This window comes from Thiohalorhabdus denitrificans, assembly GCF_001399755.1.
In the GTDB taxonomy this organism is placed as follows: domain Bacteria; phylum Pseudomonadota; class Gammaproteobacteria; order Thiohalorhabdales; family Thiohalorhabdaceae; genus Thiohalorhabdus; species Thiohalorhabdus denitrificans.
The window spans coordinates 386,045-411,263 of record NZ_LJCP01000010.1 but is presented as its reverse complement, the minus strand read 5'-3'; the positions used below and the strand labels follow the sequence as shown (position 1 = coordinate 411,263).

Sequence of the window (25,219 nt, the reverse complement as noted above, 5' to 3'; positions counted from 1 at the left end):
CATGCCTTTAGGGATGCCTGATCGTTTCCTCGACGCCCTCAGTGGCCTGACTGCCAAAGCGGTGGTGACGGCCTTCCTGCTTGTGCTTCCCCAATCCGCCTGGGCGGCCTTCAGCTGCGATTCGGGCACCCTGGACACCACCTGCGAGGTGACCACGGACCAAACCCTGGCCGAGGGGGAGGTGGTCGAGGGGGCTGGCCACCTAATCGTCCGCAACGGGGGCGTCATCCGGACGAACCAGGCGGAAAAGGCCCGTATGGAGATGGGCGGAGATATAACCGTCGAGGACGGCGGCCTAATCCGTGCCAATCTTTCCCTGCTGCAGGCGGCCAACCTGACGCTGGAAGGGGATCAGGGGAATGGCGGGGGCCGGATTGACGTCTCCGGCTGGGGCTATCGGGGCGGTTCCCAGAGGCAGGGTGGTGGCGGTCCGGGGGGCGGTTCGGACTCCACCTATCGGTCCGGCGGCGGCGCGGGCCACGGCGGCGGTGGGGGCGAGGGTCACCCCGGTGCCGGTAGCGGTGGTGGCGCGGGCGGTTCGGAGTACGGGGACCACGAAGCTCCGACGGCACTGGGGTCGGGCGGTGGCGGCGGCAGTTATGCGGCGGGTGGCCACGGCGGCGGTGCGGTCCGGCTGCAGGTGGGCGGCACGTTGATGGTGGACGGGGCCATTGCGGCCGACGGGTATGCCGGGGGGAACTCCGATTGGGACGCCGGCGGCGGCGGTGCGGGCGGCTCGATTTGGGTTGACGCGGGCATTTTGGCGGGATCGGGCGGGATCCATGCCAACGGCGGCGACGGCGGCTCGCAGGGGAGTGGCGCGGGCGGTGGTGGCGCCGGGGGGCGGATTGCGGTGTACGCCGAGTTGGCTAACGGGGACTGGAGCTACTCGGCGACGGGTGGTCGGGGGTACCAGGGCGGCGGTGGCGGGACGATCTACACCGAGACTGGTGCCTCCAGCCCCACCAAGGAATTGGTAGTGGACGCCCGGGGCAGCAGCGACAGTAGCGCCTCCGGGTCGAGCTCTTTGACCCTGGACGCCTCCGCCGGGGATCCGGCGTCCCTGACCCTCCGGGCGGGTGCGCGCATTGTCCTGGAATCCGGGGTGACCGAGTTCCATGTCGGGCGGCTACGGGCGGAAGGCGACGCGGCGTTGCAGCTGGCGTCGGAGACGGCATTCACGGCCGACAGTCTAGCGGTGGAAAAGGGCCGGTTTGTCTTCAGCGTGCCGCTGGATATTGGGCAGCTGCCGCAGGTGGGGTTGGTGGAGGTGGCGGAAGAAGCCGTTCTCTCGCACCGGCGACCCGGTGGTGACCAAGCCTATGGCCTGCTGCTGGCCGTGGACGAGGACATGACGGTGGCCGGGACGGTCGATGTCTCCGGCTGGGGCTATCGGGGCGGTTCCCAGAGGCAGGGTGGTGGCGGTCCGGGGGGCGGTTCGGACTCCACCTATCGGTCCGGCGGCGGCGCGGGCCACGGCGGCGGTGGGGGCGAGGGTCACCCCGGTGCCGGTAGCGGTGGTGGCGCGGGCGGTTCGGAGTACGGGGACCACGAAGCTCCGACGGCACTGGGGTCGGGCGGTGGCGGCGGCAGTTATGCGGCGGGTGGCCACGGCGGCGGTGCGGTCCGGCTGCAGGTGGGCGGCACGTTGATGGTGGACGGGGCCATTGCGGCCGACGGGTATGCCGGGGGGAACTCCGATTGGGACGCCGGCGGCGGCGGTGCGGGCGGCTCGATTTGGGTTGACGCGGGCATTTTGGCGGGATCGGGCGGGATCCATGCCAACGGCGGCGACGGCGGCTCGCAGGGGAGTGGCGCGGGCGGTGGTGGCGCTGGGGGGCGGATCGCGATTTATGTCGATGTTGACAATGCCAACCTTGTAGCCCTGGAGGCCGTCAAAGGGCGGGGTTATCAGGACGGCGAAGACGGCACGGTCCTCAAGAACCCGACGGACTTCACCCCGCCGGAGATCGAAGAGGTCGTATTTGACGACCCCGACGGTGATGGAGAAGTAAGCCCGGGCGATACCTACACCTTCGTCTTTACCGAGCCCATGGCGGCCTCGGTGATCCGGGACGGCACCCAGGACGCCGACACCCACCTTTCTCCCGAAGACCGGTCCTATGGCTCCCCAAACCGGATCGGTTGGAGCGAGCGCAACACCCAGCTGACCATCGAGGTCACCAGTGACTTCACGATTAAGGGGTCGGAGGAGGTCACCCCCTCCGACCGGTTGACCGACGTGGCCGGCAATCCCGTTGACAACACGGCTTCCCTGACCCTGGAGGATTCCGTCCCTCCGGAGCTTTTGGAGGCGCGGGGGACCCCCCAGAATCCGGTTCCTGCGGAGGAGGACTTCCGGGTGGAGATCCTCTTCGACAGCGCCATGGACACCGCGGTGGAGCCCGATGTGCGGCTCCGCACGGACGGAGGCCAGGAGCTTTCCGCTCCCGCCGGCGGGTCCTGGTCCAGTTCCCGTTTCGACAACGACACCTACACCACACCCCCGATCCCTCTGGAATCCGGATGGGAGAATCCGGTGGTGGTGGACGTGGCCGGCGCCCAGGATGCGGGCGGCAACACCACGGCCGAAACCGAGGGCGTGTACGAGCTGGTGATCGAGGGCCCTCCGCCCACGGTTACCAATTACCCACTGGCCCCGGCGGTGACCAAGCTGACCATCACCACGGTCACCCTGGAAGGCGATCGCCCCGACAATACGTCCATTTGGATCGATGGTCGTGAAGCGGTGTCTATCGGCTCCGGAACCTGGTCCGCGGACGTGGATCTGGACCAGGGCGACAACGAAGTTCTGGTCTACGCGAAGGACAGCGACGGAATCCCTTCCGAGAAGCTTCGGGTGCTGTTCTTCGTCGACAGCATTGCTCCCCGCATCGACCGTGTCCAGCCTGGGGCCGGCACCTTCGTGAACGAGGAGCAGGTGATCCAGGTCGATTACACGGAGACCGGCAGCGGCCTCGATCTGGACGAATCCAAGCTGACGGTGACGCGGGGCGGGGCTGAAATGGCGGGCACCACGAGTAAGGACAGCGGCTCAGTCCTTTTCCAGCCGGAAACCCGTCTCAGCGACGACGATTACCAGGTGACCGTCCAGCTTCAGGACGAGCTGGGCCTGACCTCCGAAGTCCGGGAATGGACCTTCACTCTGGACAGGGTTCCCCCCGCGGCACCGGTTCTGGACGATTTGCCCGAGGTCACCAACGAGTCCCGAATCACCCTCTCCGGGACCAAGGACGCCCACGCCTCCATTCGCATTGACGGTCAGCGGGTGGTCGGGAACACCGAAAGCAGCGACTGGCAGGTCGCCCACGATCTGGCCGAGGGTGAAAACACCTTCCAGGTAACCTCCCGGGACCGCGCCGGAAACGAGAGCGAGGCGGTTACGGCAACCGTTACCTTCGACAACGAGGCCCCAGGGCCGGTGACTCCGAGCGCCGAGGCCCTTCCGGACGGCACCTCTGTTGAATTGGACTGGACCGCCTACGATGAGGCCGCCAACGGGGGCGACATTGCCCATTATGCGGTCTACCAAGGCGATACTTCCTTTACCGATATCACCGAAGCCGAAAAGGTGGCCGAGGTCCCAGGCGGCACCCAGCGGCATGAGCTAAGCGGTCTGGTCCGGGACCGGACCTATTACCTGGCCGTGGTGGCCGTGGATGAGCTGGGTAGCCGCAATCCGGAGGTCACCCCGGTCGACGTTACCACCGCCGACACCCAGGCCCCCGGCGACCCCACCGATCTGGAGGCGGAAGTCGATAGCGACCGCATCGCCTTCAGCTGGTCGCCGTCCCCTGACGAGCCCGGCGACCTGGATCATTACCGGGTCTATTTCGACGGCGATACCGACGGCGTCAGCGTCCCGGCCGGGACCACCAGCTACGCGGCCACGGGCCTGAGCCCCGCCACCAGCTATCCCGTTCGCATTACCGCCATGGACGGCTCGGGCAACGAGAGCGAAGGCCTGAGCGGCGAGGCGGTGACCCTGCTTCCCAATCCCGTGGGTGTGCAGGCCCGCAACAACACCACATTGGTCGAGGTCTCCTGGGACCCGGTGGCCCCGGGCGAGCACGTGGACCATTACGCCATATACGCCTCGCCCGACGACTTCACCGGCGTCTCCGGCCTGGAGCCCAAGGCCACCGTTCCCGCCGGCACCACCGAAGGCAGCGTGGCCGGCCTGGAGACGGGCACCACCTACCATCTGGCCGTGACCACCGTGAACGCCTCCGGCGGCGAGGATCCGGCGGTAGCCACCGTCACCGCCACGCCGGAGGAGGACACCAGCGGCCCGGACATCGGCACCGTCTCCCTCAGCGGCGAGGATCTGGGCGCCGGCAGCGTGGTGGAGGCCGCCGGTTTCCTCGCCGTGCCCGCCAGCGATCCCAGCGGCCTGGCGCGAGTGGAGTTCCTCCTCGATGGTGAGGTACTGGGCACGGACGGCAGCGGCAGCTCCCCCGCGCGGACCTACTGGGATCTGGCGAAAACCGCCGACGGCCCCCATGACCTCACCGTTCGCGCCACCGACACCCTGGGCAATACCGCCGAGGAGACCCTGGGATTGGAGGTGGCCCTGGCCCCGCCGGACGCCCCCTCCATTGCCGAGCCGAGCGACGGGCTGGTCACCAATGACGGCTCCGTAACGGTCGCGGGCCAGGCGGGGGATGCCGCCGAGGTGCTCCTCCACCGCAACGGCACCCAGGTGGGTGACCCCGTGGCAGTGGGTAGCGACGGCAGCTTCGAGGCGGCCGTATCTCTCGACGAGGGGACCAACACCATCGAGGCGGCCGGCCGCAACCGGGGCGGCACCGGAGCTAAGAGCGCGGGGGTCACCGTAACCCTCGACTCCTCCATTCCCGATGCCCCCACGGGGCTCGGCCTGGAGGTCCGGGAGCAGGGCGAACTGCGCCTGAGCTGGGACGAGGCCAGCGACGACCGAGTCGCCGGCTACAACATCTACCGCGCCGGGGAGGCCTTCGACAGCCTCGCGCAGGCGCAGCGCCTCAATGTCGACCTGCTGACCGGCACCGGCTACACCGACCTGCCGGCGGAGGAAGGCACCTATTACTACCGCGTGACCGCGGTCAACGACCTGGGCACCGAAAGCGAGGTTTCGGCCGCGGTGGACGGGGTCTCGGACGCCACGCCCCCCACCGCCGCCATCGAGTACCGGCCCCAGGGCGCCTACGACGCCGAGACCGGGCGTTTCGGCACCGGCCTGGTGGAGGTAGACCTGACGGTCTCCGAGCCGCTCCTGGCCACGCCCTTCTTGAGCATCTCGCCCGACGGCGGCACCCCCATCAGCGTCTCCCTCGACCGGGTGAGCGAGACCGAATACCAGGGGGCCTTCCGCATCGAGCCGGACACCCCCTCCGGCACCGCCTACGCCGTGTTCTCGGCCCGGGACGTCATCGGCAACCGGGGCACACAGGTGGAAGAGGGCGCCACCCTGACCCTCGACACCGACGGACCGTCGGTCAGCGAGATCACGGTGAGCCCGTCCTCCCCGATCCGCAACTATGAGGCCAGCCCCGTCACGGTTACCGTGGATCTGGGCCTGACCGAGGAGGCCGCCGGCACCGACGGGCCGAGCCTGGCCTACCGCCTCGGCGACAGCGGCGAGACCCCGGTGGATACCCTGGTGCGCACCGACGAGCGCAGCTGGCGGGGCAGCTTCACCCTGCCGGCCGATGCCGGCCTGGACAGCGCCGAGGAGCTGAGCTTCGCCTTCGAGGCCGCCGACGACCTGGGCAACATCGGCACGCGCATCGAGGGCTCCCCCAGCCTGGAGGTCTACCAGGAAGCGCTGCCGGCGCTGGCGGCTCCCGAGGGCCTGACCGCCGAGGCCGGGCCGGACGGCGCGGTTGAGCTGGCCTGGCGGGCGGTGGAGGATGCCGCCGATTACCGGGTGTACCGCCAGGCCCCCGGCGAGCCGGAGCTGACCGCCCATTCCCTGACCGACAGCCAGACCGCCTTCCCCGACAGCACCGCCCAGGAGGGCGAGTACACCTACGCCGTCACCAGCATCCGGGAGGCCAACGGCCAGCAGGCGGAAAGCGACCTGAGCGCCACCGCGACCGTGACCGCTGATGCCACCGCGCCCCCGGCGCCCACCGGCCTCTCCCTGACCATGACCGGCGACGGCATCGAGGCCGTCTGGCAGGCCCCGGACACCGAGGAAGCCGTCGCCTATAACCTCTACCGGGCGGAGGGGGCCGAGATCACCAGCGTGGACGGCCTGGAGCCCCTACAGACCGGCCTCGCGGACACCGTGACGGTGGACGGCTCGCCCTCCACCGACGCCCACACCTACGCGGTGACCGCGGTGGACGGGGCCGGCAACGAGTCCGCCCCCTCCGGGTCGGAATACCTGAACGTCGACCTGCTCCCGGTAAGCACCTTCCACGTGAGCCAGACCGGCACCGAGGACCCGGCGCTCAGCTGGAGCCACCCCAATCCCGACCAGATCGCCGGCTACGACCTGGCCGTGGGACCGGAGGGCCTGGCCGTTTCCTTCACCGACGAGCCCCTGGAAGCCACCGGCTACACCGACGCCGGCTACAGCGGCAACCAGCGCCGCTACGCCCTGACGGCGGTGGACGCCAACGGGGCCGAGAGCGCGTCGCGGATCCTGGTCCTGCCGGACGTGGCCCTGAACCTGCGGACCGAGTCCATCCGGCGGGGCGTGATGAACCGGGTGGAATACGAGGTGGTCAACGAGGGCTCGGCCCCGGTGGACCGGGCCCGCCTGGAGCTCAACCTCGGCGGCCACGCGGTGGTCAGCCCGGAATTCGCCCTGGGGGCCGGGGAGGGCAAGACGGTTCCGGTGGTGGTCGGCGGCCATGACACCTTACCGGCCGAGGCGGACCTGGAGGCCACCTTCCGCAGCCGGCCCGCCGCCGGCTCCAGCGCCCGCCTGGTCCGCAGCGGCAGTCTCACCGTCCGCGAGGGCGGCCTCGCCCTGGAAGTCTTGACCAAGGACTTCGTGCGCGGCGCCGAGGGCCAGGCCCGGTTCGCCCTGACCAACACCGGCGATGCCCCGGTGGAGCTGATCACCGCCACCTCCGGCGGCAGCCGGCCCAGCGACGAGGTGCGCTTCCGGCTCACCGACGCCGACGGCAACGTGCTGGCGGTGCAGCCCCTTCGGCAGGCAGTGGGCAGCCTGGTGACTACCCGTGCCGACGGCCGCTCGGTGGCTCGCATCCCCGCCGGGGAGACCTTCACCACCGACTGGCAGCCCATGGCGGTGCCTTCCGAGGCCCCGGACGAGGTGACCCTGGCCGCGAAGGTCGACCGCGTCCACTACAACCTCGGCGAACCGTCTGCCGCCAGCATGGCCGGGCCATCTAGCCGCAAGGATCTGTCCCTTGTGAGCACCGCCTACAAGGGGGAGGTCACTGGGGTCGAGCCCGAGCAGGCCTTCGAGGCCCGGGACTTCGTCATCAGCGGCCGGGCCCTGGCGCGCGATACCGGCGACCCCCTGGCCTCCGTGCCCCTGACCCTGGCCATCCGGAACGCCGGCTTCGAGCGCACCTACGAGGTCTACACCGACAGCGAAGGAGCCTTCAGCCACACCTTCACTCCGCTGGAAGGGGAATCCGGGGTCTACGAGGTGAGCGCCGTCCATCCGGACGTGGTGGACCGGCCCGACCAGGCCCGGTTCGTCATAAGCCGGGTGTTCGCCGCGCCCAGCGCCGTCGACCTGCGGACGGTGCGCGACCGGGCCGAGGAGATCCCCGTCACCGTCGAGGCCGGGGCCGGCACCACGGCCACCAACCTGCACCTGGAATACGTCGAGGCCGACCAGCCCTCCGGCTCCTTCCTACCCGGACTGTCCATAGATCCTGGCGGTTCGGTGGACCTGAACCCCGAGGCCAGCGACGAGATCCGGGTCGGGTTCGAGCCCGGCGCCGACGCCCCGGACACCGGCACGGCCGTGCTGCGGCTGGTGAGCGACGAGGCCGGCGATACCGTCCTGGAGACGATCACGGTGGACTTCGAGCTGGCGGCCGCCGAGCCGGTCCTGACCCACAGTCCCGATTTCATCGAGACCGGGGTCCAGCAGGGCGGCAGCATCCAGGAGCGGATGGTCCTGGAGAACGAAGGCCTCGCGCCGCAGCCCGACGTATCCCTGGCGCTGGTGGAAGAGGATTCCGGCGCTCCCGCACCCGACTGGATCGACATCGTCACCACCCGGAACCCGGGCGAGCTGGCCGTGGGCGATTCGGAAGAGGTTCTGATCCAGGCCGAGCCCGGAACCGGGGTGGAAGAGGGGGTCTACCGCTTCCTGCTGCGGGTGATGAGCGGCGGAAGCGTGGTTACCGACATCCCGGTGGTGGTCTCCGTCACCCTCGACGGGGAGGGCGGGGCCCTGTTCAAGCTCTCCGACATCTACACCGGCACCCAGGACGACGACGGCACCATCATCCCGGGCCTGTCCGGGGCCACCGTCGAGATCCAGAACGAGAACGTCCTGAGCGTCGAGCGCACCGCCACCACCGACGACCAGGGCGAGGCCCTGTTCGAGGCCCTGCCGGCGGGCACCTACCGCTATCGCGCCAGCGCCTCCAACCACGAGGCCAAGTCCGGGTCCTTCCGAGTGCGGGCCGGGGTCACCGGGACCCACGAGGTGTTCCTCGACTACAACCTGGTGACCGTGGAGTGGTCCGTCACCGAGGACACCATTGAGGATGTCTATGAGATCGAGCTGGATACTACCTACGAGACCGACGTCCCGGCGGCGGTGGTGAGCGTCGAGCCGAGCAGCGTCAACCTGCCGACCATGGAGGCCGGGGACGTCTACAACGGCGAGCTTGTTCTGACCAACGAGGGCCTGATCCGGGCCGACAACGTCGAGCTAACCATCCCGGAGGACGGTACCCACTACCACTACGAGCTCATGGACAGCCTCCCGGACTCCCTGGAGGCCGGCGAGACCGTGCGGGTGCCCTACCGGATCACGGCCCTGCAGCCCATCGAGCCCGACGGCTCCGGAACCGGCGGCGGCTGCGAGCCCTACCAGCACTGTGGAGGGGTTACCTACGACTACGAGTGTGCCAATGACACGACCACCAGCGGAAGCTCCGGGGTATGTTGGTTTTATACACCTTCTTCCTGTAAAGAAAGGGAAATTATCCATACTTCCCCGGGCAAGTGCCTGAATTGCGGGGAAGATGAGTGGGCCGTAGGGGAGGAAACCACGCCCTCTTACGAGTCCCTGGGCGGCTCCGGGGATAACTGTCCTCCGGAATGTCCGTACGAGGACAGTTGTGTGTGCAATGTAGGCGGAACCGGAGCCGGAGGTTGAGGGGGTCATGAAAGTGGGGCCGGATGCGGAAGCGTCATTTGTGAATTCTTTTGCCGGTGCGGGAAAGGCCCAAAAGGGGAAAAAGTGGCAGCAATGATGGACGGGCGGATCGCGCGGAAGGGGCTCGGGGCCGGGGTCCTACTGGCTTTGAGTGCGGTATCCGGAAGCGCCTGGGGTGCAGAGGCCGCAACCACCGAAGAAATGGACTCTCCAAACTTCGGGCAGCACATCGAAACGCAGGAGGACCTCAAGATAAAGGTCCTTGGCGGCTATGTGCGCATGAAGCGGACCTGGGTTCAGGGTCAATGGGAGTTCAACCGGCGCTGGAAAGGGCTGTCAGCCGGTTTTTCTTCCGGGGACAAATACGCGCCGGGAGTGAGCCCGGAAAAACCGGGAACCCCTGAAATCTTAATTCGGAACGGGAGCGAATACGAGGAAAACGGGGACCATTTCGTTCCGGAAAAAGACCCAACCAAGCGCATCGTTCCCCTGGAAAACGGAGGCTACCGCTGGGAGGACACGGCGGGCAACTGGATCCGCTACAACGCCGAACGGCGGGCCGTCGCCTACGGCAATTCCAACGATATACAGGTTACCCTCGAGCGCGACAACGATGGCCGACTACTCCATGTTCTTGACCACCACGGCAACCGGGTCCTCACTTTTTCCTACAACACCGACGACCGCCTGACCCTGGTGGAGGATAGAGCAGGGCGAACCGTACGTTATGCCTACACCGATACCACATACGACCACGGCCCCAAGCTCGCCGAGGTAACCGACGTCCGCGGCAACACCTGGAGCTACGAGTATTCCGGTGATCGCCTTTCCGCCAAGACCGATCCCAAGGGCCGCACCACCGAGCTCGAATACAATCCCAACGGCACCCTCAAGGGCGAGACCACCCCGGGTGGCTTTACGGTGCAGACGAGCTACGACCATGACCCCGCCGAGGGTGCGTTCGTCAAACGGGAAGAGAGTCCGGAAGGGCTGGTTACCGAGACCACCTACAACAAAGACGGTGATCTCATCCGCATCCGGAAGAACGGCGAGCTGGTGCGCGAGCACCGCTACGGGGACCGCAAGAAGATCACCATCGACGCGGCCGGCAACCGCACCGTTCGCGAGTATGACGAGTGGGACAACCTGATCCGAGTTACCCACCCGGATGGTTCCAGCCAGCGCTACGAGTACCGGGCGGGGACTGACCTTCGGACCAGGGAGGTGGACGAGCTCGGCAATGTCACACGCTACGAATACGACGCCGACGGAAACCGGACACGGGTCGTGGAGGCGGTGGGGACCGAGGCCGAGCGGGAAACTTCCTACGAATACGACCAGTACAACAGAGTAACTACTGTCACGCGTGGAGGTGACGCCGTAGCCGAGGACGCAACCATCCGGCTGGAATACGACCAGTACGGCAATGTCATCAGGCGTACCGGGCCCGAGGGCGGGGTTCAAAAGTTCAGCCATAACGTGCTGGGACAGGTGACCAAGCGGGTGGATGCCCGGGGCGAGACCTGGACCAAGCGCTACGATGCTGCCGGTAATCTTATTGAGGAGGCCGATCCCCTAGGTAACGCAACCACCTACGAATACGACGCGGTGGGCAACCGAATCGCCTTAACCGATCCTCTAGGTAATTCTTTTTCTTTTGAGTACAACGCAGACGATCGTCGAGTGGCCATGACGGATCCACTGGGCGCCACCATTCGCTTGGCCTATGACCGGAGCGGTCGGCTAACTAATATTACGGATCCTTCCGGGGTGAGCCAGGACTTAAAGTATGATTCTTTGGGTCGGTTGACCAAAGTGATTGATGGTGCGGGAAATGCCACAACTTATGGTTACGATCAAACCCATACGGGCAATCCTCGGCTACGAAGCTCAACGAATTATCCAACCTATGCTGCTAAGTTCTCCTACGATTCCAGAGGACGGAGAACTCAGACTATCAAGGCGGAGGGCTCCACCCTGGAGCAGGTAATAAGGAAGAGCTTTGACGCTGGGGGGCGAGTTGTGGCCGAGACAGATCCCAAAGGCCGGACAACTCGGTTTGAATATGACCCCCTTGGCCGTCTGACCAAGAAGATCGATCCTGCTGGAGGTGTTACCAGGTTCGCTTACGACAGTCATGACAACCTACTTAAAGTAACGAATGCCCGTGGGGTTGCTATCCGCCGTTTTCAGTATGACTTAGCAGGGCGCCGCACTGCCATACTCTGGCCGGATGGGGACACTGTCCAATACCGATACGACAATGCTGGAAATCTGGTGGAGAAGATCAACGCCAGGGGCCAGGCCATTCGCCATACCTATGACGCTGCGGGTCGGCGGGTGAAGAGTACCTACCACACCGATCCATCCGCTAGCCCAGACCGCACCGTCGCCTTCACCTACGACGCCGACGGCCGGATGACTGGCTACAGCGGCAGTGTCACCACAGGAACCTACACCTACGACAGCGCCGGGCGGCGTATCGGCGCCACTGTCGATTACGGCGATTTCACCAAGAGTTACAGCTACACCTACTACGTTAACGGCAAGATAAAGTCCTTCACCGCACCCGACGGCACCACCTACAACTATCGCTATGACGACGCTAACCGCTTAAAAGGGATCATGATTCCCGGCCTCGGTGAGATTACTTACCACGATTACCAGTGGATGCGGCCTACTCGCATAATGCGGCCAGGCGGCGGGGTGGAGGAGCATTTCTTCGACCGCATGATGCGGCTGGGAAAAATCCGAGCTCTGGATCCCGCCGGCAATCCGCTATTGGACTTTGAGTATACCTACGATGCCGCCGGCAATCTTACCGAGAAGATTACGGAGCATGGCGACTACAACTATAGCTACAGTTCGTTAGATCAGCTCATTCAGGCCAAAACTCCCGATCCCTTACCAGACGAGGCCTATACCTATGATGCTGTGGGAAACCGCAAAACCTACAGCCATACAACCGGGGAATGGATATACAACGAGTCCGACCAATTGGTTGACTACGGAGAATTCGAACAGGAATTCGATGCCGACGGCAACTTGGTTCAAACAACTAATACCGAAACCGGGGAGGTGACTAAATACCAGTATAACGTGGCAGGCAGATTGGCAAGTGTGAAGAAAGATGGTGAAAAAATAGCTTCTTATTCCTATGACCCTTTTGGGCGACGTATCAAAAAGAAAACTGTAAATGGTTTGAAATTATATGTTTATTCCAAGAAAGGGCTTATAGCTGAAACTGATGGAGGCGGTGAGGTTCAAAAAAGCTATGGATATCAACCGGAAGGGGAGTGGACAACCAATCCTCAATTTATGAAAAAGTCCGGAAATTACTTTTTCTATATAAACGATCATTCGGGGGTTCCCCAGAAATTGGTGGATGTAAAAGGTGGAATTGTTTGGTCGGCAAAATATGGATCTTTTGGGGAAAGAGTTGCTTCAATAAATGAAATTTCCAACAACCTATCTTTTCCGGGACATTATAAAGATGATGAAACCGGGTTATATTATAACTTTCATCGTTTTTATAATTCTTCAACGGGACGATACTTGACCAGGGACCCTCTTCGGGCAGGAAGGAACTCTTACTCCTATGCAGAGGGTAATCCGGTTACTGGGGTTGATCCGCTTGGATTGGTAACCTGGAAAGGAAGCAGAGTACAGGTTAGCGTCTCTTGGCTTTATGCAGGAGCAACGGGCAGCATTTTCGATTTATGGGCTGCTGTTTGCAAAGACTGTGAAAAGAAAGCCGAGGCCACTGTCTTAGCGATCGGGGCGGGAATTAACTCATCAAGGAAGGTCGTTGAACTTTCTGGTTCAAATGGTGTTACTCTGCAAGACGGCCTTAAATGCCCAGATCCAGACGTCCTTTCTGGGGTCTATGCAGAACTGGCGGCCGGGGTATATGCGGGGAGAGCTAGTGCTGGAGCCTCCTATCTTAGACTTGGGGGGGCCTCAAAGGGAGTTAATTTCAGTATTAGTGATGGCAGTAATACTGAAAGCAAGTCCTATGATGAAAATGACGAATCAGGAAGTGTTGGCGCTTACGCGACCGGGTATATAGGGAAATCAACAATTGTCGATTCAAATATTGAAAGTTTAGATTGCTGTGATTAGGTATGCGTTAATTCCGGACGGGTGAATTGCGGGGGCACTTTACTTAAATCGCAATAGACGGGATTGGAGCTTGGCCCATGGCTAAATTGGCCCGCTTGGTTGCGGCGGGATTTCCGCACTACATAATCTAGCTGGGCAACTGTCGGCAAAAGATCTTTTTTGGCGATCAGGACTATCATGCCTATTTCGAGCTCCTGGTGACCTAGTGTACCTACTATGGGGTGGCGATCTGGACCTGCTGCCTGATGACGAATCACCTACATTTGATTGCCGTGCCGGAGCCGACGGAAGGGCTGGCCCCGGCGATGCATGAAGCGCACCGGCGCTACAGCCGCAACGTCAATTTCCGAGAAGTGTGGCGGGGCTATCTGTAGTAGGGCCGGCTTATCTCCTTTCCGATGAATGAGCCCTATTCGCTAGGCGGGGCCCAATAGGTGTAGCGCAACTGCTGGTTTCGTTTTTGAACGATTTGAATGGTCTGATCGGTTTTTAGCTTTTCGATCAATCTTTCCTGGGTAAGGGGGGATGATGTTTCCCAAAAAGGTGGTCATTTCGCTTGCCTGCTTCCTGGGCCTCCTCACCCAGGTTGGGCAGGCCCTTGCCCAGGAATCCCTTTGCGCCCAGGTCAAGCTCCAGATTGAGCAGGAACTCACTCTGGAGCGGCAGGCCTTTGAAGCGCACATGCGCATCAACAACGGGCTGGACACGGATCCACTGGAGAACGTTGCCGTTTCCGTCCAATTCACCGATAAGGATGGCAACCCCGTTGTAGCGTCCTCCGATCCGGACAGCGAAGACGCCACTTTCTTTATCCGCCAGGATTCCCTGGACGGCATCGACGCGGTGGACGGCACGGGCACGGTCATGCCGTCCACTTCCGCGGACATCCACTGGCAGATCATTCCCTCGCCCGGGGCGGCGGGGCAGGTCTCCGACGGCAAGCTCTTCTTCGTCGGGGCCACCCTGGAATACGACCTTGCCGGCGAGCATCACGAGACCGACGTCGCCCCCGATTCCATCACCGTCAAGCCGCTGCCCCTGCTGACTCTGGATTACTTCCTCAAGGAGCAGGTCTACGCCGACGATCCCTTCACCGAGGAGGAGGAGCCGGCCGAGCCCTTCACCCTGGGGGTGCGCATCCGCAACAACGGCAGCGGCCCCGCGGAGTCGGTTTCCATCGACTCCGCCCAGCCCGAGATCGTGGCCAACGAGCAGGGCCTGGACATCAGCTTCGAGATCCTGGAGAGCTACATCCAGAACGAGCCCGCCGAGCCGACCCTCCTGCTGGACTTCGGCCGCATCCCCGCCGGCGAGGCCATGGTGGGGCGCTGGCGCATGGTGACCGACCTCTCCGGGCGCTTCACCGATTTCGACGCCTCCTTCAGCCACTCTGACGAGCTGGGCGGCTCGCTGACCTCCGTCATCGACGCCGTCAACACCCATTTCCTGGTGCGCGATGTCCTGGTGGATCTGTCCGGGCGGGACGCCGTGCGGGACTTTCTGGCCCGGGACGGCGATTTCCTGACCGTGTACGAGTCCAACGGCACCGACAGCGAGGTGGCGGACCTCTCCGCCGACGCCGCCCTGGAGCGCACCAAGGAGGACGGCGACCGGGTCCATCACCGCTTCACCGTCCCCGAGCAGGACGGCTTCATCCACGCCCGGGTCCGGGACCCCTATCTGGGTCAGAAGGAGATCGAGGCGGTCTACCGCTCCGACGGTAAGGAGATCAACGCGCGCAACGCCTGGCTCGCCCGGGAGCGCAACGACGATCTGACCTGGGACTACGGCCTTCACCTCTTCGACGCCAACACCACCGGCTCCTACACGGTGGTGATGAAGGCCCCGGACATCGGGCCGGTGGCCCCGGAGATCGCCTACATCCCCCCTCAGGTGGTGGTGGAGACCGAAACGCTGGCCTTTGGCGTGGAGGCCGCCGACGCCAACGGCGACCCCATCACCCTGTCCGTGGACAATCTTCCCGAAGGGGCCGGATTCACCGACAACGGCGACGGCACCGGCACCTTCGAGTGGACTCCGGAGCTGGGCCAGCAGGGCACCTACAACGTTACCTTCCGCGCCTCCGACGGCGAGCTGGAAAGCACCCGGTCCGCCCCCATCGAGGTGCGCTGGATTCACGACCGCGACGGCGACGGCATGAAGGACGAGTGGGAGCTGGAGCACTTCGGCACCCTCGACCGGGACGGCACCGGCGACTACGACGGCGACGGCTACACCGACCTGGAGGAGTACGAGGAGGGCATGGATCCCACCCGGCCCCCCGGACCGGGTGAGCCCGAGCCCAAGGCCCCGGAGGCGGGCAGCGAGGTCACCACGCAGACCCCGGAGCTGACCCTGATCAACAGCGAGCACTCCGACCTGTTCGACGTCACCTACGAGTTCGAGGTGTACGCCGACGCCGAGATGTCCGAGCGCGTCGCCCATGTCCTCGACGTCCCCGAGGCCGAGGAAACCACTTCCTGGACGGTGTCCCCCGCGCTTACGGACAACCACTGGTTCCACTGGCGGGCGCGGGCCTTTGGCGCGGACATCCACAGCGAATGGGTGGGCGGCACCTTCTTCGTCAACACGGAGAACGACGCGCCCGGGGAGTTCGCCATCAGCGGCCCGGCGGACGGCACCTTCGTGGACACCTTTACCCCCGTGCTGGAGGTGACCAACAGCACCGACGTGGACGAGGACGCTCTCACCTACGACTTCGCCGTCTACGTCGACGAGGCGCTGACGCAGGAGGTCGCTGCCACCACCGGCGTGTCCGAGGGGGACGAGGGCACCACCGCCTGGACGGTGCCCGACGAGCTGACGGAGAACACCTGGTACCACTGGCGCGCCACCGCCGTGGACGAGCACGGCGCGGAGACCGCCGGCCCCGTGGGGGGTTTCTTCGTCAACACCCGCAACGACGCCCCCACGGCGCCCGCCATCGAGGCGCCTGTCGACGGCGTTGAGGTGACGACCCTGGATGTGGACCTGCTGGCGCGCGACGCTGAGGATCCGGAGATGGAGCCGGTGACGTACCACTTCCAGCTGGACCGGACGGCCACCTTTGACAGCGACGCCAAGCGGACCTCGGGCGGCATCCCCGAAGGGGACCGGGGCACGGCCGCCTGGCCGGTGTCCGGGCTGGCGGACAACACCGAGTATTTCTGGCGGGTCAAGGCCTCCGACGGCGAGGTCGACAGCCCCTGGACCGCCGGCAGCTTCTTCGTCAACCAGTTCAACGATCCGCCCACCGTGCCCACCCCGGCCAACCCGGGGCAGGGCGGCTGGGTGGGCACCCTCCAGCCCACCCTGCAGGTGAACCCCTCCAGGGACGTGGACCGGGACGAGCTGCACTACGAGTTCGAGCTCTACGCCCCGGCCAAGAAGGGCGGCCTGGGCGAGCGGCTGGCCGCCGGGGAATCCGGGGAGGAATCCTGGCGGATCGACAGCCCCGTCCCCGAGAGCGGCTGGTACTACTGGCGGGCCCGGGCCGTGGACGAGCACGGCCTGGCCTCGGACTGGATGGACTTCGTGGTGTTCTACGCCGACGCCGATGGGGTCAACGACGAGCCGGTCATGCGGCTGCACAAGGTGAAGTACGACCTGCCCGGGACCGTGGGCGGTGGCAACAACGGCAACGGCCAGCGTCCCGGGGACGGCCGGGGCAAGCAGCCCATGCCGGAGGAAGAACCCGAGGAGCCGGCCGAGCGGGAGGAGGACGAAGCCCCGACTAAGGAGCCCGGCGCGCCCGACAAGAACCACGCCCTGCTCCACTGGTACGACCGCGACCCGGACAGCAATGCCACCATCGACCACTACTACGATCGGGACGGAAACGGCGGCGGCCGCGGCGTGATCGTGGAGGGCCTGAAGGAGGATCCGGACGGGCGGGGCGACCGCTACCTGTGGGACCTCTCGGGCCTGGAGGACGGCGTCTACTTCCCCTACGCGGTGATCGACGACGGCAACACCCGCAAGGAGGTTCGCGCCCCCAACGAGGTGGTCATCGGCGACGGCGGCGGCCAGCCGTTCATCCGCCTGAAAGGCCCCAACGGCGCCCAGGAGAAGGAGCCCGGCGACCGCGTCCACATCCGCTGGAAGGATCTGGACGCCGACGACAACGCCCGGATCACCCTGAGCTACCGGCCGGTGGGCGGCGAGCCCGGGGAGGAAACGGTGATCGTCGGCGGCCTGGAGGAAGACCCCGACCGCCAGGGCGACAGCTACAAGTGGCGGTTGCCGGATCTCCCCGCCGGTAAGTACCGCATCGTCGCCCGCATCACCGACGGCAAGCGGGAGATGACCGATGCGTCCGACGGCTATGTGGAGGTTCCGGGCGCGGAGGAATAAACGGGCGGGGATGTCCGGTGTTCGGGTACAAGGGCCGGGGTTTCCCGGCCCTTGTCCTTTTCAGGGTCGCGGTCGAGGACCGCTCCCACAGGAAAATGTTCGGCCTTTGCTACGTTTCCGTCAGCAGCCGCTCCAGCACCCCTTCGTAGATCTCCGCCAACCGCTCCAGGTCCTCCATGGCCACCCGCTCGTCCACCTGGTGGATGGTGTCGTTGAGCGGACCGAACTCCGCCACCTGGACGCCGTGCGGGGCGATGAAGCGGCCGTCGCTGGTGCCGCCGGCGGTGGAGAGGTGGGTGTCGACCCCCGTGGCCGCGCGGATGCTCTCGGTGAGGGCGTTGACCAGCGGGCCGGGCTCGGTGAGGAAGGGGTCGCCGTTTTCGTGCCAGTGCAGGTCGTAGCGCAGGCCGTGGCGGTCCAGGATCTCGTGGACCTGGGCCTTGAGGTCGTCCTTGGTGCGCTCGGTGGAGTAGCGGAAGTTGAACTGGACGTCCAGCGTGCCAGGAATGACGTTGTGGGCGCCGGTGCCGGCGCGGACGTTGGGGATCTGGAAGCTGGTGGGCGGGAAGTAGGCGTTGCCCGCGTCCCATTCGGTCTCCACCAGCTCCTGCAGGGCGGGCAGGGCCCGGTGGACCGGGTTGTCCGCCTTGTGGGGGTAGGCCACGTGGCCCTGGGTGCCGAGGACCACCATCTCCCCGGTCAGCGACCCCCGCCGGCCGTTCTTCACCGTGTCCCCCAGCCGCTCGCTGCAGGAGGGCTCGCCCACCAGGCAGTAGTCGGGCATTTCGTCGCGCTCGGCGAGCCGGCGCACCATCACCGGCGTGCCGTGAACGGCGGGGCCCTCCTCGTCGCCGGTGATGAGGAGGGCGATGGAGCCTTGGGGCTCCGGGTGGCGGGCCAGGAACCGCTCCACCGCTACCGTGAAGGCGGCCAGGGAGCCCTTCATGTCCGCCGCGCCGCGCCCGTACAGGTAGGCCCCGGAGGCGGTGGGGGAGAAGGGCGGGTGGGTCCAGTCCTCCTCGGCGCCGGTGGGCACCACGTCCGTGTGGCCGGCGAAGGCCACTACCGGCCCCTGGTTCCCGTAGCGGGCGTAGAGGTTGGCCACGTTGCCCTCGCTCATGTCCTCCAGTTGGAACCCCAACGGGGCCAGCCGGTCGCGCAGGGGCGCCTGGCCGGCCCCGTCGTCCGGGGTCACCGAGGGGATGGCGATGAGTTCGCGGGTGAGCTGGGTAACGGCGTCCGTCAATTCAGGCGTCCCGCAGCAGCTCGTTGACGGAGGTCTTGGCCCGGGTGCCGGCGTCCACCTGCTTGACGATCACCGCGCAGTAGAGGCTGTGGGTGCCGTCGGAGGAGGGCATGGTGCCCGGGACCACCACGGAGTTGGCCGGTACGCGGCCCTTGAGGACCTCGCCGGTCTCGCGGTTGAGGATCCGGGTGGACTGGCCGAGGTAGACGCCCATGGACAGCACCGAGCCTTCCTCGACGATCACGCCCTCGGCCACCTCGGAGCGGGCGCCGATGAACACTTCGTCCTCGATGATCACGGGGTTGGCCTGCAGGGGCTCCAGAACGCCGCCGATGCCGGCGCCGCCGGAGATGTGCACGTTCTTGCCGATCTGCGCGCAGGAGCCGACGGTGGCCCAGGTATCCACCATGGTGCCCTCGTCCACGTAGGCGCCGATGTTGCAGTAGGAGGGCATGAGCACCGCCGAGGGGGCGATGAAGGTTCCGCGCCGCACGGTGGCGGGCGGCACCACGCGGGCGCCCTGGGCCTCGAAGTCGCTCTGGCCGTACTCGCCGTACTTCAGCGGCACCTTGTCGTAGTAGTGGGTCTCGCCGCCGCGCATGACGCGGTTGCCGTGGATGCGGAAGGACACCAGCACGGCCTTCTTCAGCCACTCGTTGACCACCCACTCGCCGCCCGATTTCTCGGCCACCCGGGCCTCGCCGCGGTCGAGCAGGCCGATGGCCTCCTCCACGGCCTTGAAGGTCTCGGGGTCCACGTTATCGGGGGTGATATCAGCACGGCGCTCGAAGGCCGCCTCGATGGTCTGCTTCAGATTGTCCATGTCCGGCTCCTAAATCCTGGAAAAATTGGGAAAATCTTTAGTGGGTCCGGTTGGCCCCAAAAAATGGATGAATGGTTTGCACAATTTTACAAATCGCTTGTGGGAGCGGTCCGTGACCGTGATGAAGGGCGATTGAACCGGTCGCGGTCACGGACCGCTCCCGCACAAGCCCCCATCCCATACCACACCAAGCCTACTGCGGGATGAACGGTTCTTACGGATTTGCCTGTGGCGTCATTGCAGGTCTTCGGCCACCCGTCGGATCCGCCAGGCGGCGTCCTCGCACCGCTCCACGTCGTCCACCAGGGCGATGCGTACATGCTCCGCCCCGGGGTTGCGGCCGTCCACCGCCCGGCCCAGGTAGGCACCGGGCAGGACCGTGATCCCCTCCCGGGCGTAGAGCTCCTTGGCGAAGCGCTCGCCGCCGCCGGGCACCCGGGGCCACAGGTAGAAGCCGCCGGCGGGGGCCTCCACGTCCAGCACCGGCCGCAGCACCTCCAGCACTCGGGCGAAGCGCTCGCGGTAGGCGTCCCGGTTCGCCCGCACGTGCTCCTCGTCGCCCCAGGCGGCGATGGCCGCCTCCTGGAGCGGCGGGGGCGTGGCGTTGCCGAGGTAGGTGCGCAGCTTGAGGAAGCCCTCCAGCACCTCGGCGTCCCCGGCCACGAAGCCCGAGCGTAGCCCCGGGAGGTTGGAGCGCTTGGACAGGCTGTGGAAGGCCAGGCAGCGCCGGTAGTCGGTGCGTCCCTCGGCGGCGGCCACCTCCAGCAGCCCCACCGGGGGGTTGTCCTCGTCGGGGTAGATCTCGGAGTAGCACTCGTCGGCTGCGATCACGAAGTCATGCCGGTCGGCCAGATCGAGCAGCTCCCGGTACTGCTCCCGGCCCACAACCGCGCCCGTGGGATTGGCGGGGGAGCAGACGTAGAGCAGCTCGGTGCGGGCCAGCACCTCTTCCGGCAGGGCGGCGAAGTCGGGCAGGCCCCCGGTCTCCCCGGCGGCCACGTAGACCGGCTCCGCGCCGGCGAACAGGGTTGCGCCCTCGTAGATCTGGTACAGGGGGTTGGGCATGGCCACCGCCGGGCGCTCCTTGGCGCCCACCACCGCCTGGGCGATGCCGAACAGGGCCTCCCGGGTACCGTTCACCGGGATCACGTTCCGGCCCGGCTCCAGGGAGCCCTGGGGCAGCCGGAAGCGCTCCGTGGCCCAGCGGGCGCAGGCCTGCTGCAGCGCCTGCGTGCCGCCGGTGGTGGGGTAGCGGGCGAAGCCCGCCTGCTCCCGCTCCACCACGTCCAGCACGAACTGCGGCGGGGCCTGCTTGGGCTCACCGATGCCGAGATTGATGGGCTCCCGGTCCGCGGGCGGCTGCACGTCCCGGAACAGCTCGCGCAGGCGCTCGAAGGGATAGGGGTTCAGGGCTTGCAGACGGGGATTCATGGGCTCAGGCGTCCCCGGGCTTGGTGGTGTGGCCCAGGTAGTTCACCGCCACGTCGCTGCCCAGGCGGAAGGAGTTGTCCAGGGGGTTGAAGATCATGCCCCGGATCTCCCGCGGCAGCAGGCCGGCGGCCCGCAGGTGGGCCTCCATCTCGGCGGGGCGGATGAACTTCTCCCAGTCGTGGGTGCCCTTGGGCAGCCAGCGCAGGATGTACTCGGCGCCGACGATGGCCATGAGGTAGGAGCGCACGGTGCGGTTCAGGGTGGCGAAGAACAGGGTACCGCCGGGCTTGAGCAGGCGGGCGCACTCGTCCACCAGCCGGGCCGGATCCGGGACGTGCTCCAGCACCTCCATGCAGGTGATCACGTCGAAGGATTCTGCCTCCTCCGGAAGCAGATCCGCCGCCTCGCCCTGGCGGTAGTCCACCGACAGCCCGCTCACCTTCAGATGGGCCCGGGCCGCGCCGACGGCGGCCTCGCCCGGCTCCACCCCGGTGACCTCGGCCCCCGCCGCGGCCATGCCCTCGGCCAGCAGGCCGCCCCCGCACCCCACGTCCAGGACGCGCTTACCGTCCAGGTCCACCACGCTGCGGATATAGTCCAGGCGCAGGGGCTGGATGCGGTGCAGGGGCTTGAACTCGCCCTCCGGGTCCCACCAGCGCTCGGCGAGCTGCTCGAATTTGTTGATTTCCGCCTCGTCGACGGCAGCCATCGCGTTCCTCCTGCAGGGGGGCGTGGAAAACCGGGGGCCTCGGGAGCGGCGCGGGCCCTAACATAGCCCGACGGCCCCCGATAGAAAAGCCCGGCCGGTCCTGGCGGGCCGGCCGGGCAGGGCGTCCGGAAGCGGGGGATTCAGGCCTGTTTCTTGGTGCCGCAGGTGTCGGTGCCCAGCAGGGCGTAGGCCGGGCAGCGGCGAAAGGCGCCGGTGGCCAGGGGGATCAGGCCGATCCAGCCCCACCAGTTGGCCACCGGTTCGGTTACGGCAAAGGCAAGCAAAACCGCCCCGACGACGATGCGCAGGACCATGTCGATTGTTCCCACGTTCTCCTTCATGGCCGCGTCTCCCATTGGGCTGCCAGTTCAGGATGGGATTTTACGCCCGATTCAACGGGTAGCAAAATATGGAGCGGCGGGGGGAAAGGTACCGGGCGGATGCCGGGGAAATTGGGAAAATGCCCCGCTGTTGGCCGGGGAACCGGGCGGAGGCGGAAAATCCCATAGCCCGGGTGCCGGTTTGACCCCGGGTTTTCCGGGGGTTATGCTTCATTCTTTCTTCATTCAGGAACGGGAGCTTGGGACCTCATGGCCGAATTCGCCAAGGAAATGATGCCCGTTAATCTCGAGGAGGAGATGCGCACGTCCTACCTCGATTATGCCATGAGCGTGATCGTGGGACGGGCGCTCCCCGACGTCCGGGACGGTCTCAAGCCGGTGCATCGGCGCGTGCTCTACGCCATGCACACCCTGAACAACGACTGGAACAAGCCCTACAAGAAGTCCGCCCGCGTGGTGGGCGACGTCATCGGTAAATACCATCCCCACGGCGACGCCGCCGTCTACGACACCATCGTGCGCCTGGCCCAGGACTTCACCATGCGCTACCCGCTGGTGGACGGGCAGGGCAACTTCGGCTCCATCGATGGCGACAACGCCGCGGCCATGCGCTACACCGAGGTGCGCATGGCCCGCTTGGCCCACGAGCTGCTCACGGACATCGACCGGGAGACGGTGGACTTCGTCCCCAACTACGACGGCGCGGAGACGGAGCCCGCCGTGCTGCCGTCGCGGGTGCCCAACCTGCTGGTGAATGGCGCCGCCGGCATCGCCGTGGGCATGGCCACCAACATCCCGCCGCACAACCTGCGCGAGGTGATCGACGGCTGCGTAGCGCTCATCGACGACCCCGAGCGCACCGTCGACGACCTGCTGGGCTTCATCACCGGCCCCGATTTCCCCACCGCCGGCATCATCAACGGCCGCGACGGCATCCTCTCCGCCTACCGCACCGGGCGCGGCTCCATCCGGGTCCGCGGCCGGGTGCGCACCGAGGAGGACAAGAAGGGGCGCCAGCGGCTGGTCATCCACGAGCTGCCCTATATGGTCAACAAGGCGCGGCTGGTGGAGAAGGTCGCCGACCTCGTCAAGGACAAGAAGATCGAGGGCATCAGCGACCTGCGCGATGAGTCCGACAAGGACGGCATCCGCGTGGTTATCGAGCTGAAGCGTGGCGAAGAGCCGGAGATCGTCCTCAACAACCTGTACAAGCAGACCCAGCTGGAGTCGGTGTTCGGCATCACCCTGCTGGCGCTCGACCAGGGCCAGCCGCGGACCCTCAACCTCAAGGAGGTGCTGGAGGCCTTTGTCCAGCACCGCCGCGAGGTGGTCACCCGGCGCACCCTCTACGACCTGCGCCAGGCCCGCAAGCGGGCCCACACCCTGGAAGGCCTGGCCGTGGCCCTGGCCAACCTGGACCCGGTGATCAACCTGATCCGCCAGTCGCCGGACCCGGCCACCGCCAAGCAGCGGCTCACCGCCGAGGTGTGGGAGCCCGGCGGCGTGGAGCACCTGGTGCAGCGGGCCGCCCAGTCGGGCGGCATCCGCAACGAGGAGGGCATCGGCCTGGTGGAGGGGGGCTACAAGCTCTCCCCCGAGCAGGCCCAGGCCATTCTCGACATGCGCCTGCACCGCCTCACCGGCCTGGAGCGCGACAAGGTGATCGGCGAGTTCGAGGAGATCCTCGACAAGATCGACGACCTCCTCGACATCCTGCGCTCCGAGGAGCGGCTGATGGGCGTGATCCGCGACGAGCTGGTGGACATCAAGGAGCGCTTCGGCGACGAGCGGCGTACCGAGATCCAGGAGGCCGCCTCCGAGCTGACCCTGGAGGACCTGGTGGCCGAGGAGGACATGGTGGTCACCATGACCCGGGCCGGCTACATCAAGCGCCAGCCCCTGTCGGGCTACCGCGCCCAGCGGCGCGGCGGCAAGGGCAAGGCCGCCGCCGCGACCCGCGACGCCGAGGACTTCGTGGAGCGGCTGTTCGTCGCCTCCACCCACCAGTACATCCTGTGCTTCTCCAACGCCGGCAAGGTCTACTGGCTGAAGGTGTACGAGCTGCCCGAGGCGGGCCGCACCGCCCGCGGCAAGGCCATCGTCAACCTCCTGCCGCTGGAGAAGGACGAGCGCATCACCACGGTGCTGCCCGTGGACGCCTTCGAGGAGGGCCGCTACGTGGTGATGGCCACCTCCAAGGGGGTGGTCAAGCGGGTGGACCTCATGGACTTCTCCCGCCCCCGCAAAGCCGGGATCATCGCCATCAAACTGGACCAGGGCGAGTCTTTGGTGGGGGCGCGGATCACCGGTGGCAACGACGAGATGCTCATGGCCACCAACCGGGGCAAGGCCATCCGCTTCCCCGAGCAGGAGGTGCGGATCATGGGCCGCAACGCCCACGGCGTGCGCGGCATCGAGATGGCCGAGGGCGACCGCCTGATCGGCCTGCAGGTGGTCCGGCCCGGCTGGGAAGTCCTGACGGTCACCGAGAACGGCTTCGGCAAGCGCACCCCCTTGGACGAATATCGCCTCCAGGGCCGGGGCGGGCAGGGGATCCTCACCATCAAGGTCTCCGAGCGCAACGGCGAGGTGGTGAGCGTGCGGCTGGTGCATCCCGACAACGAGGTGATGCTGGTGACCTCTCAGGGCACCCTCATCCGCACCCCGCTGGAGGGCATATCCCGCATGGGGCGGAATACCCAGGGCGTACGCCTCATCGATCTCGCCAAGGGCGAGCGCGTGGTGGGCGCGGAGCGGGTGGAGGAATCCGCCGAGCAGGTGAATGGCACGGAAGAACAAGGGGATGAGGAGTAGGCGGGGAGCCCCGATTTAAGGAATGGCGCCATTTGCGTTAAAATACGGGGCT

Annotated in this window: 9 protein-coding genes; 4 read left to right on the top strand and 5 right to left on the bottom strand. The window is 66.1% G+C overall.

The window, feature by feature from the left end; all coding sequences use genetic code 11:
* Nucleotide 1: 1 nt before the first annotated feature.
* From AN478_RS14720 to AN478_RS08525, 3 genes are all read left to right on the top strand, one after another.
* Nucleotides 2-9,328 carry a fibronectin type III domain-containing protein gene (locus tag AN478_RS14720; RefSeq protein WP_197289212.1) on the top strand — a complete coding sequence of 3,109 codons (9,327 nt, stop codon included), beginning with the start codon at nt 2-4 and terminating at the stop codon, nt 9,326-9,328.
* Between the two features lie 93 nt (nt 9,329-9,421).
* Nucleotides 9,422-13,450, top strand: coding sequence for an RHS repeat-associated core domain-containing protein (locus AN478_RS13600; RefSeq protein ID WP_074471327.1), 4,029 nt, complete (start codon nt 9,422-9,424; stop codon nt 13,448-13,450).
* 528 nt (nt 13,451-13,978) lie between these two features.
* On the top strand, nt 13,979-17,803 hold the full coding sequence (locus tag AN478_RS08525) for an Ig-like domain-containing protein (RefSeq protein WP_054966187.1): 3,825 nt from the start codon (nt 13,979-13,981) through the stop codon (nt 17,801-17,803).
* Between the two features lie 109 nt (nt 17,804-17,912).
* Here AN478_RS08525 and dapE read toward each other — a convergent pair whose 3' ends face one another.
* The 5 genes from dapE to AN478_RS08500 form a co-directional block, all read right to left on the bottom strand.
* The gene (gene dapE, locus AN478_RS08520; RefSeq protein ID WP_054966186.1) at nt 17,913-19,049 is read right to left on the bottom strand and encodes a succinyl-diaminopimelate desuccinylase; all 1,137 of its coding nucleotides are present in this window, start codon (nt 19,047-19,049) and stop codon (nt 17,913-17,915) included.
* Between the two features lies 1 nt (nt 19,050).
* Nucleotides 19,051-19,872, bottom strand: a complete 822-nt coding sequence (dapD, locus tag AN478_RS08515) for a 2,3,4,5-tetrahydropyridine-2,6-dicarboxylate N-succinyltransferase (RefSeq protein WP_054966185.1) — start codon at nt 19,870-19,872, stop codon at nt 19,051-19,053.
* Nucleotides 19,873-20,106: 234 nt separating this feature from the next.
* Nucleotides 20,107-21,303: a succinyldiaminopimelate transaminase gene (gene dapC, locus AN478_RS08510; protein WP_054966184.1), complete on the bottom strand. Its 1,197-nt coding sequence runs from the start codon at nt 21,301-21,303 to the stop codon at nt 20,107-20,109.
* Nucleotides 21,304-21,307: 4 nt separating this feature from the next.
* Entirely contained in the window at nt 21,308-22,012 is a 705-nt protein-coding gene (gene ubiG, locus AN478_RS08505; RefSeq protein ID WP_054966183.1) for a bifunctional 2-polyprenyl-6-hydroxyphenol methylase/3-demethylubiquinol 3-O-methyltransferase UbiG, read from the bottom strand.
* 140 nt (nt 22,013-22,152) lie between these two features.
* Nucleotides 22,153-22,353: a YgaP family membrane protein gene (locus AN478_RS08500; protein WP_054966182.1), complete on the bottom strand. Its 201-nt coding sequence runs from the start codon at nt 22,351-22,353 to the stop codon at nt 22,153-22,155.
* 249 nt (nt 22,354-22,602) lie between these two features.
* Here AN478_RS08500 and gyrA point away from each other — a divergent pair, with 249 nt between their 5' ends.
* Nucleotides 22,603-25,167 (top strand): DNA gyrase subunit A, encoded by a 2,565-nt coding sequence (gene gyrA, locus AN478_RS08495; RefSeq protein WP_054966181.1) that lies wholly within the window; start codon nt 22,603-22,605, stop codon nt 25,165-25,167.
* Nucleotides 25,168-25,219 lie beyond the last annotated feature (52 nt).